Consider the following 11118-nt stretch of genomic DNA (forward strand, 5'->3'; position numbering starts at 1 on the left):
ATAGAGGGTTTGATCACCTTCATCATTTTTCACAATATGTTGATCGATTAGCGATAAAAGCTGCAAAAAATCGGTTTTTATATTGTGAGTATCCTTATCTTGCTGTGTTTCCTCGTTATAAAGGGAGAAGAATAATGGCATACCCAACTAATCAGTCACTGCTAAGTTAAGTTCATTAAGGGGAGGGGGATATGTATTATATGCTAGGCATGCTGAAGCTACTGTGGGAACGGATCAAGATAACTTGAACTTTCATGACTGTACCACACAGAGAAACCTTTCCGAAATCGGCCGCAGGCAAGCAATAGCTTATGGGGATGATATTCGACGTTTGCAAATTCCTGTTCTGAAACCTGTCATCGCTAGTCCTTTTTGCAGGACTGTTCATACAGCAATGTTAGCGTTTGGAGTTGAAAATGTACAAGTGGACCCTTTCTGGGTGAATATTTATCGTTTAAGCGCAAATCTAAGTTTGATCCAGCAGCAAAGGATTTTAAATGACCTGAATCTACTCTTAGAAGAATTGCCGCCGCCGGGTGAAAATAAGGTGATTATAGCTCATAGCTTTCCGGAAGGAGTCGGGTTAGGTCAAATTTCAGATATGGGAACCGTCATTATTAAACCTTTCGGACGGGGGAACGGGTATCAGGTTGTTGGGCGGCTGTCTTTGAAAGAACTTAATGAACTTATATAAAAAGGCATGAGGCTGATTCAAATGGTTATTTGTCATAACTACTTGGAGTTGGTCTCTTTTTTAATTCTACAAAGGATTATATCTTTTCATTAGACGGGATTTACAGCAAAAGCTGAATAGAGGCAGATTAAAATCTTGTAAATAGAAAGGAAAAGGCCTTCTTATAAAATATGATACCTTCAACATGTTCCTCGAAAGCAGGAACCGGTTATCATCAAGGGAATGAAGACCGAAAGATGATCAGGGGTAGCAGAAACCGGTCATCATCAAGGGAATGAGGACCGAAAGATGATCAGCGGAAGGAGGAACCGGTCATCATCAAGGGAATGAGGACCGAAAGATGATCAGGGGTAGCAGAAACCGGTCATCATCAAGGGAATGAGGACCGAAAGATGATCAGGGGAAGGAGGAACCGGTCATCATCAAGGGAATGAAGACCGAAAGATGATCAGGGGTAGCAGAAACCGGTCATCATCAAGGGAATGAGGACCGAAAGATGATCAGGGGAAGGAGGAACCGGTCATCATCAAGAGAATGAGGACCGAAAGATGATCAGGGGTAGCAGAAACCGGTCATCATCAAGGGAATGATCAGCGCTAGCAAGAACCTCTCCTTCATCAAGGTGATCGTACTGTAACAAAAGATCATTTCCTTTACTCATAGTAGGTCCTCAAAAAACCTTAAGATGGTAGATTGGCTGATTTGAAGTTTTAGGTGAGAGAAACGCTCATTCACTAGGGTTCTCAGTACTAATGCAAAAAATCAGAAAGCACAAAAACCGTACAGCTTAACACTGCACGGCCTTAAAAAGTTCCTTTTTATCATGTGTTTCTTGTTAAACTCGCTCTCTCAAAACCCTCTTCAAAACCTTCCCAGATGTATTCCTTGGCAGTTCACTCATAAATTCAACATATTTTGGTTTCTTGTAGGAAGCCAGGTGGTTTTTGCAATGTTCGATGACGTCTTCTTCTGTTAGGGTTTTGCCTGGTTTTAGGACGACGATCGCTTTTACGCTTTCGCCCCATAATTCATCTGGGACCCCAATGACAGCGGCTTCATAAATGGCTTCGTGGCGATAAAGGACGTCTTCGATTTCGGCAGGGTAGATGTTTTCTCCACCACTAATGATCATGTCTTTTTTGCGGTCCATGACATAAACATAGCCTTCTTCATCCATTTTGACCAAGTCTCCGCTATGGAACCATCCGCCTTTAAAGGCTTCTTCCGTAGCTTCTGGATTTTTGTAGTATCCTTTCATGACTGTTGGCCCTCTGTAGACAATTTCCCCAACTTCTCCGACAGGGACATCGTTCATGTTTTCATCTACTACTCGTATTTCCACATTTAAAACACCTTTTCCAACCGAATTTGTTTTTCTTAAAGTATCTTCTGGACGCAGGTGAGTAGTGGTTGGGCTCATTTCTGTCTGGCCAAACGCTTCATTCAACCCAGCATTTGGAAAACTCTCAATAATCCTTTTTTTCAATTCGACTGGAGTGGCAGCTGCACCTGTTCCACAGCTGATCATGGATGTAACATCAAAATCTTTAAAGTTTGGCACGGACAATACCATATTCCACATCGCTGGAACTAAAAATGTACTATTAATCTTTTCTTTTTCTATGTCTTCCAATACTTTCACTGGGTTAAACTCACGATGAATCACACCGGTTCCACCGGCTGTACAGCTAATCAGGAGAAATCCAATCCCTGCAATATGAAATAATGGAGTGACTAACAGTGAAGTTGAAGTTGATTCTACATTTGGATTCGAAGTAGCTTTTACTAAACTGTTCATGGCAGAAAGCGAGAGATTTTTATGAGTTAAGACAGCACCTTTTGGGTGGCCCGTAGTTCCAGAAGTGTATCCAAGCAAACAATCGTCATCATCGTCCAACAGGCCATCCACGGACCTGTAGGTAACATCCTGATCAAAAATGGTTTTATAAGGGATCATACCATGTCGGCATTCTGTCCCGATCACCACAATTTGTTCTACTGCCGGGATTTTATGTTGAATCGATTGAATCATGTCCTGATACTCTTCTTCTATAAAAAGTATCTTCGTGTCGGAATTGTTGATGATATAAGCAAATTCCTCTGGAACAAGTCTGAAGTTAATCGGAACACTGACGCCCCCTGCATGTGCAGTAGCAAAAAAGATGTCAATAAACTCTAAGCAATTCTTTGTAATAATTCCCACTTTGTCACCAATATCAATTCCTTTTCCTTGCAGCCATCCAGCAAGGTGAAGGGTTCTGCCTTCCAACTGCTTATAAGTAATCCTTTCATCGTCAAGAATGAATGCAACTTGGTCTGGTGCATTATGAGCACACCTTCTGATTAACTCTCCAACCAAAAGTTGACGAGATGCATGGATACTGCTAGTGGTCATTTACAACACTCCCTTATATAATTAAAAAAGCTAATGCTTTGAAAAGCCTGGAGTACTAGCAACGTTAATTTTGTGAATATTCAGTCTTTTTTCGGCGTAATATTGGATCTGTTTTTCAAAAAAGGGATCACACGCTAACAAAAAGTTATAGTAATGATCTCTTTCTTAAAAATGGTAATGCAGCTAGAAATCATTATGTATGCGCTTTAATTTGCATGGATTAAGATTAAATCAACCCATTACTTTTAATTTACATATTCTACTAATAAAAGGCAAGTTTTATTTGAAATTTCTGAATATTTATTATAAGAGGAGTTTTTTATTTCAGGTAGTTATGGAGCAGCCATGAGGTCATCACTGAAAGTAGTTTTCGAGTTTGAGGGTGTCAAGGAGCAGTTATGAGTTCTTTAATAGTTATAGATTTATTTTTCTAAAAATTTAGAATATAATTATAGTGAAGTAGGACTACTATTGTTATTGACTCAAACAGGTTGGCAGCGATTTTTTTACTAGCCTGAAAAAGTTTTGTAAAAAAGTATGGTTAGAAAATTATCTGAATAAGGGGGATTACACAATGAATGTATTGATCACTGGCGGTAGTAAAGGCATAGGAAGAGCAACGGCGCTTCGATTTGCGGAGCCTGGGAATAAAATTTTTATCAATTATGCACATGATGATAACGCTGCGGAAGAAACGGCAGCGGAAGTAAATAAAAAGGGAGGAACAGCGATCCTATTAAAAGCTGATGTGGGAAAAGTAGAGGAAATTCAGAAGATGATGGAACGGGTGAAGAGTGAGGCGTCTCAATTAAATTTAATTGTGCATTGTGCTGTACTGCCTGTTCCGGGGAAAGTGTTTGACATCTCTCATGAATCTTGGATGGAAGCCTTGAAAGTGGGAAGCCTTTCTTTAATTGAAGTTGTTCGGGAAGCTCTGCCCATTTTAAAAGAAGGCTCAACGATTATTGCGTTATCGAGTAAAGGGGCAGATTATGCGATTCCAAAATATGCTGCATTGGGCACACCGAAAGCGTTAACAGAATCGATAATTCGTTATATGGCTGCTGAACTAGCGCCTAAAGGGATTAGGGCCAACACGGTCGCCGCCGGTCCATTGGATACGGATGCTCTAAGAACTGTATTTGGAAATGCCGATAAATTGCTGGAATCTGCCGCAAAAGCAAATCCAAGTAATCGAGATTTAACTTTCGATGACATCACAAATACGATTGCCTTCTTAGCAAGTCCCGAAGCACATATGATTCAAGGAAGAATCATCTTTGTCGATGGCGGTCTTGGTTTAAGATAATGATTTTAGAAAGGAGTGGGTCAAAAAAGTGAAATATGAAAACTATCAATCTTTAAAAATTAGATGTGATCGGAAAGTGGCCTTTGTGACGATTGATCATCGGCCGATTAATCTTTTTGATACTGTATTGTTTAAGGATCTCGAGCGGTTTTACAAAGAGGTAAAGCGGGACGATTCTGTTAACATCATTGTGTTTGAAAGTGCAGACCCGGACTTTTTTATCCCGCATTATGATGTGAAGGATATTCTTCATCTTAAAGATCAATTTGCGGCTGTACCTGATAAACCAGGTACACTGAATGCTTTTAACCTGTTGTTTGAGCAATATCGAACGATGCCGAAAGTGACCATTGCAAAAATAGCAGGCAGAGTGGGAGGGGGCGGCAGTGAGTTTGTGCTGGCACTTGATATGCGCTTTGCAGCGGTTGGAAAAGCGTTTTTCAGCCAGCCAGAAGTTGGCTTAGGCATTATTCCTGGTGCAGGAGGAACACAGTATCTTCCAAAACTGGTTGGAGCTTCAAGAGCTCTTGAAATTATTTTAGGGTGCGAAGAGTTTGATGCAGAACTCGCTGAACGCTATGGCTGGGTCAATCGTGCTCTGCCAGAAAATGAAATCGATGCTTTTGTTAATAGACTTGCCTATCGAATGGCTTCTTTTCCAATTGATGCGATCAAACTTGCCAAAGAGTCCGTTCGCAATTCTTCAACTTTCCATCTTCATGACGGACTCCGTGAAGAGAAAAATCTCTTCCTTAAAGCTGTAATCGACACTCCTGACGCTGAAACGAGAATGAAACAATTCCTTGAAAAAGGCGGCCAAACTCGAGCAGTAGAAAAGGAACTAGGATCGATTTTGACCGAGCTTGATTGATTTGGGTGTTTGTCCCCCAGTGCAGTACAGCCCCCCAGCGCTGGGGGACAGGCGCTATTTTTAAAAAATAATATCATTTAATAGACTTAACTTGCTATAATAGTATTGTGTAAATTCTGAAAAAACAGAAAAATGTTGATAGGGGTGGAATAGGATGAAAATTACAGCTGCAGTAGTAAATGGAGCTAATGAGGATTACCAGCTTGAAGAATTAACACTTGGTGAACTATATTCTGATGAAGTGGTCGTGAAAATGGTTGCATCCGGCATTTGCCAATCGGATGAAGGTATACGCAATGGCAGTTCAGCTGTGCCGCCATTGCCAGCAGTTATCGGTCATGAGGGTGCAGGGATCATTGAAAAAGTTGGCAGCGCTGTCAAAGACTTTAAGGTAGGGGATCAAGTGGTCATGGCTTACCATTATTGCGGCACTTGCCCAGGTTGTCGTACAGGCCAGCCATCATCCTGTAACCAGTGGGCGCCACTGAATTTGGGCGGCGTTCGTCCGGATGGAAGCCACATCTTTTTTAAAGCTGATGGGACACCTGTGTCTAACTTTTTTAATCAAAGTTCCTTTGCCACACATACCATCACAAGTGTCAATAATTTAATTAAAGTGGAACCGGAAGTAGACTTGCGATTAGTTGGACCTCTAGGCTGTGGTTTTTTAACGGGCTTTGGCACCGTCGTGAATGGACTGCAACCAAAAACTTCTTCAGCCATTGCTGTATTTGGCACAGGAGGAGTTGGACTTGCTGCACTGATGGCAGCCAAAATTGAAGGCTGCTCTACCATTATCGCCGTGGATATTCACGACTCTCGTTTAGAAACAGCCAAAGAACTCGGTGCTACACATACCATTAATAGCAGGACTGAAAATTTGGCGGAGCGCATTGCTGAAATCACCGATGGGTTGGGTGTTAATTATTCAGTTGATACGACAGGTATTTCATCCGTCATGAAAGCATCCCTTGATGTTCTGGCCATTGGCGGAGTTAGTGCGCCTGTAGCTGTAGCAAAAGAATCCATTGAATTTAATACGTTTAGTGATTTGGCACTGACTAATCGTAAGGTGATAGGTGTCTTAATGGGAGGAGCCGTTCCGCAGCTGGCGATTCCAACGATGATTCAATATTATAAAGAAGGAAAATTCCCATTTGATAAATTAGTAAAGTTCTATAAATTCAAAGACATTAATCAAGCAACGGCAGACTCAAATAGTGGACAAACGATTAAACCGATCTTAATTATTGATGAAGACTATCGAAAGGATGAACCATTAGTTTTTAATAAATAATAGATAACGGAACCCATCATGCCTCTGGACAAAGGGAATGGTGGGTCTTTTTATTCTTAAAAAAATTCCCATGCTCATGTTTTAATCATATTAGCCGTGGAGTTTCAGTGGGAGCACATTAACACTTTATGAAACATGAGGTCGATAAATTTTTCAGGTTCTTAAAAGCATGCCAAGTGAGGCAAGTACAGTATAGCGGGGGGCAGATCCAGAGTTCCTAAATTTCTTTTTATTTATTTACCAATTTACCATATTAGCACTTTAATTAATTAAAATACTAAATTATAATATTTAATATATTACAATATAGTATTTGGGGGCAAATTAGATGAAAAAGAAGCTTGCGATACTTGGCAGCAGTGGAGGGAATCTATATTCCTTGGGTGGAAAAGAACCAGAGAAACTTCTTGAAGAACTATTATTGCAAATAGAAGCAGCAGGCACGGAGTGCGAGTCTCTCCAGTTTATTGCAGCCAATGGATCAATGGATTCGGTGAAAGAAACAACAAAAGCTACCTTATATGGCTGGGATGAACATTCGCGAAAGCCAATTATCGTAGTGGAAGGAACATTAAAGGAAGTCAATCAAGAGGCAGCCATCCTAGATCAGGAGATAGCTGGGAAAATTGAAAATGGTAAAATTGATGGATTAATTTTCATGAGTGCAGATCCAAATGGGGCCAACCAGAAAGCAGTCGAAGCCGCAGCAAAAAAGAAATTGCCTGCAACGGGAACGGGTGGTACTTCCATGGCAAGTATTAGTTCAAAAGGGGTTAATGTTATTTCAACCTCCGGAACAACAGGAACCACGAATCGAACACGGGCGGTAACCTTTATTACTTCCTTAAGTAAGCACTGGGGGATATCCTATCGTCCTATTATCGGAAAAGTAACCTCATCCGATCATACTCAAAAATCATCTGTTTCATCTTGGAAGAGAATCAATATTCGAGGAATGATGCTGTCATCTCTTCCAGGATTCATTGCGATGGCCTTGGTATTGGCATTAAGTAAGATCCCGGCGTTATCGATGCTCGGTAATGTTTTTGACGTCATGATCAATGCTCTTCCTGTTATTCTTGCTGTTATTGCCGCGAAACAAGTGGCTGATCTTGATGATGTCTCCATTGTTGCCGGTATTGTCGCAGGGGTATTATCGGTAAATGGCGGCATTATTGGTGGTATTATCGGGGGAATTGGTGCTGGGCTTTTGGTTCAATATATTTTCAGAAAATGTGTTGAATGGAAATTTCCTGCTACGACGGTCAATATTGCAGCAGGTGGAATTGCTGGACTTATCTCAGGATTAATCGTGTATTTTCTTATCGCCCCGATTGCACTTCAACTTGGTGAAGGGATTCGAACGTTATTAGATACACTTGTAGCAATGAACCCAATCCTTGCAGGATTGATCGCAGGATTATTGATTTGGCCAGCTATTATTGGTGGAATCTATCATGCAGCGATTCTTCCAATTGTCTTACTGGAAATGGAACGCACAGGGAACAGCTTTTTAGGTGCGGTAGATATGGTCGGCTTGGTGATGGTATCAGCTGGTATTACGTTAGCCAATATTGTTGCACCGCGAGATAAGGGCGAAGCTGCCGTAGCTGCCCCAGGGTTTTTGATTAACGTTGGCTTTGGTACATTTGTAGAAGCCGCCTATCCATTCATGTTCTCCAGCAAATTCATCTTCGCAGGAGCCGTGATCTCATCTGGATTAGGGGGCTTGCTAGTCGGTCTATTTGATGTGCGTGGAACAGCTTATGTTCCATCTGTGATGGCGCCGTTACTATCTAACAACATGGGCGGTTTCATTATTGCGATGCTAGGAAGTTTACTATGTGCATTTATGATTACTCTATCGGTCAATCTAGTAGCTAAGAAAAAAGTTAAAAATAAGCCTGAATCATTATCGGCTTAGTATGTTTTATACTTAAGCTTAAAAAAAGAACGGCTGCTGTCCTTGAAAGTTTCTTCTGGGCAGAACCGTTCTTTTTTTGTTTGATGATTTTCAGATTATGACCGAAAAAAGTTGGTCGGAATTTTTTCATCCAGAAGCACTTTTTTATACTCCTCCAAGATAATGATATTTTTTCAACCTGTTTGTTTTAAAGATTGTATCTAGTGGTGTCTATAGAGAATACAACATTATAATAATTTAGTTTTTAGAAAATAATATATAATCGCAATTATGTTAATATTGAGTATTTGTTATTGACATTCAATCTTTTTATTATTTAAATTAGTAATAGTCGCATACTTTAATAGAAGCATGAGGCACTTTCTGACCTCAGTTATTAATTAATCGCATCTCACTCTATTCATATGCTATTTTCTAGATTCTCAGAAATAAACATCTCTAACAATATAATTTTTTCATCATAATCGTATAACAATCATTAGTCTAGGGGGAAGGTAAATGAATATCGGAGAATTATATTCTATGAACTGCAGAAATTTAGGTTCAAAACCGGCGCTCATTTTTAAAGAAAGAACAATCAGCCATGAAGAACTAGAGAAAAGAACAAATCAATTTGCACAATTTCTTCTTAGCTCAGGCTACCAAAAGGGTGACAGAATCGCGATACTATCAAAAAATCATATTGAATTACCTGTCATTATGCTTGGTGCTGCAAAAGCCGGGGTTATTTTCACACCAATTAATTACCGAATGACTGCGACTGAAATAACCGGATTGCTTCAGCATTTCAAACCAAGGGCGCTATTTTTCTCTGAAGAATATGTTGAAACCGTTCTTTCATTCAAGAATCATGTTGCAGTAGAAAAGTACGTGAATATTGATCGTTTAGATAGCCATGAAGACTATCTATCTCTTGATGGGGTCATCCGTTCACAATCCGTGGAAAGTCCACAAATCCAAATCGACGGTCAAGACACCTATTTTATTACATACACATCAGGGACGACTGGAAAACCAAAAGGTGGCATTGTCACACATGAATCGCGCTGCATGCAAGTATTGTTGTATTCAATAGAATTCGGAATTAAGAGTAATGATATTCAATTAGTGGTTGGTCCCATTTATCATGCTGTCCCTCATGTTTTGCTGCTGACTCAATTAGTATTAGGCGGCACATTGGTGATCATGAAAGAATTTGATGCCATACAAGTATTAGAAAATATATCAAACTATAAAGTTACGAATATGTTTATGGTACCTACCATGTGTAACTTCCTCCTAGAATTAGATGATTCGGTTAAACAAAAATATGACATGGGTAGTGTGAAAACATTAATCAGTTCTGGCTCCGCGCTCCCTACAAGTACAAAGGAAAGAATCATTGCCTTTTTCAACCAGGTTCATCTATTTGATCTATATGGTGCTTCGGAAATTGGCGGATGTGCGGTGTTGCGCCCGGAAGACCAGTTAAAAACCACTCGTTCAATTGGGAAACCAGTCATGTTTAATGATGTCAAGATCTTTGATTCAAATGGATACGAACTGCCGGCCGGGGAGGTTGGCGAAATTTATATAAAAAACCCCTACCATTTCAAAGGGTATCTTGATAACCCAGTAGAAACCGAGAAAGCTTTTAAAAACGGATATATTACGGTTGGGGACTTAGGAAGAAAAGATGAAAATGGCTTTATCTATCTGGCAGGCCGCAAAAAGGATATGGTCATAAGCGGCGGGGTAAACATTTATCCGGATGAAATTGAAGATGTCCTTTACAAACACCCTGATGTGTTGGATGTGGCTGTGATTGGTATTCCAGATAAGATTTGGGGGGAATCCTTGAAAGCATTTATCGTTCGTAGAAATAATCAGGCAACAGAACAAGAATTAATCGATTTTTGCAAACAAAATCTTGCAAGCTATAAAAAACCAAAAAGCATTGAGTTTGTCAATGAACTGCCAAGAAATGCAGCTGGAAAAATTCTCAAAAAAGATTTGCGTGCTCCTTATTGGGCTCAACATTCAAATATGTAAGTAAGCGAAAGGGTGGGAAACCTTCCCATTATCAAGCATAAAATTGACAGAGTACTGTGATAACCCGTTTTTAATTGGGATTATTCGAGTGCTCTTTTTTATGTTTTAGGGGGGGGGATGATGTTCAACCTGAAAAAGTGGTCAGCGGTCTTCATGAAGGAGATGAGAACCGAAAAAGCTCCAGCAAAAGTGGTCAGCGGTCTTCATGAAGGAGATGAGAACCGAAAGAGGTCCAGCAAAAGTGGTCAACGGTCTTCATGAAGGAAATGAGAACCGAAAAAGCTCCATCAAAAGTGGACAACGGTCATCATGAAGGAGATGAGAACCGAAAGAGCACCATCAAAAGTGGTCGATGGTCATCATGAAGGAGATGAAAACCCGAAAAAGCTCAAGCAAGAGTGGTCGATGGTCATCATGAAGGAGATGAAAACCCGAAAAAGCTCAAGCAAGAGTGGTCGATGGTCATCATGAAGGAGATGAGAACCGAAAAAGCTCCAGCAAAAGTGGTCGATGGTCTTCATGAAGGAGATGAGAACCGAAAAAGCTCCAGCAAAAGTGGTCGATGGTCTTCATGAAGGAGATGAGAACCGAAAAAGC

The 11118-nt window shown here is 40.3% G+C and carries 9 protein-coding genes; 8 read left to right on the forward strand and 1 reads right to left on the reverse strand.

The features are described from left to right. Positions 1-223: 223 nt before the first annotated feature. The gene (locus CZ487_RS11360) at positions 224-694 is read left to right on the forward strand and encodes a histidine phosphatase family protein (RefSeq protein WP_139339559.1); all 471 of its coding nucleotides are present in this window, start codon (positions 224-226) and stop codon (positions 692-694) included. Between the two features lie 835 nt (positions 695-1529). Here the strand turns inward: CZ487_RS11360 and CZ487_RS11365 are convergent. Then, positions 1530-3089, reverse strand: coding sequence for an acyl-CoA synthetase (locus CZ487_RS11365; RefSeq protein WP_077212282.1), 1560 nt, complete (start codon positions 3087-3089; stop codon positions 1530-1532). A 574-nt stretch (positions 3090-3663) separates the two neighbouring features. Here CZ487_RS11365 and CZ487_RS11370 point away from each other — a divergent pair. The 7 genes from CZ487_RS11370 to CZ487_RS26595 all read left to right on the forward strand — a co-directional run bounded on the left by CZ487_RS11370 (position 3664) and on the right by CZ487_RS26595 (position 10992). Beyond that, on the forward strand, positions 3664-4398 hold the full coding sequence (locus tag CZ487_RS11370; protein ID WP_077212283.1) for an SDR family oxidoreductase: 735 nt from the start codon (positions 3664-3666) through the stop codon (positions 4396-4398). A gap of 28 nt (positions 4399-4426) precedes the next feature. Continuing rightward, on the forward strand, positions 4427-5269 hold the full coding sequence (locus CZ487_RS11375) for an enoyl-CoA hydratase/isomerase family protein (RefSeq protein WP_077212284.1): 843 nt from the start codon (positions 4427-4429) through the stop codon (positions 5267-5269). Between the two features lie 154 nt (positions 5270-5423). Next, the gene (locus tag CZ487_RS11380; RefSeq protein WP_077212285.1) at positions 5424-6566 is read left to right on the forward strand and encodes an NAD(P)-dependent alcohol dehydrogenase; all 1143 of its coding nucleotides are present in this window, start codon (positions 5424-5426) and stop codon (positions 6564-6566) included. Between the two features lie 328 nt (positions 6567-6894). After that, positions 6895-8490 carry a PTS sugar transporter gene (locus CZ487_RS11385; protein WP_077212286.1) on the forward strand — a complete coding sequence of 532 codons (1596 nt, stop codon included), beginning with the start codon at positions 6895-6897 and terminating at the stop codon, positions 8488-8490. 498 nt (positions 8491-8988) lie between these two features. Next, on the forward strand, positions 8989-10521 hold the full coding sequence (locus CZ487_RS11390) for a class I adenylate-forming enzyme family protein (protein ID WP_077212287.1): 1533 nt from the start codon (positions 8989-8991) through the stop codon (positions 10519-10521). A 117-nt stretch (positions 10522-10638) separates the two neighbouring features. Continuing rightward, positions 10639-10782 carry a hypothetical protein gene (locus tag CZ487_RS26590; RefSeq protein ID WP_154676025.1) on the forward strand — a complete coding sequence of 48 codons (144 nt, stop codon included), beginning with the start codon at positions 10639-10641 and terminating at the stop codon, positions 10780-10782. Between the two features lie 48 nt (positions 10783-10830). Next, complete coding sequence (locus CZ487_RS26595; protein WP_154676026.1) at positions 10831-10992, forward strand: hypothetical protein; 162 nt, start codon at positions 10831-10833, stop codon at positions 10990-10992. Positions 10993-11118 lie beyond the last annotated feature (126 nt).

This window comes from Robertmurraya dakarensis, assembly GCF_900156875.1.
Classification (GTDB): Bacteria; Bacillota; Bacilli; order Bacillales; family Cytobacillaceae; genus Robertmurraya; species Robertmurraya dakarensis.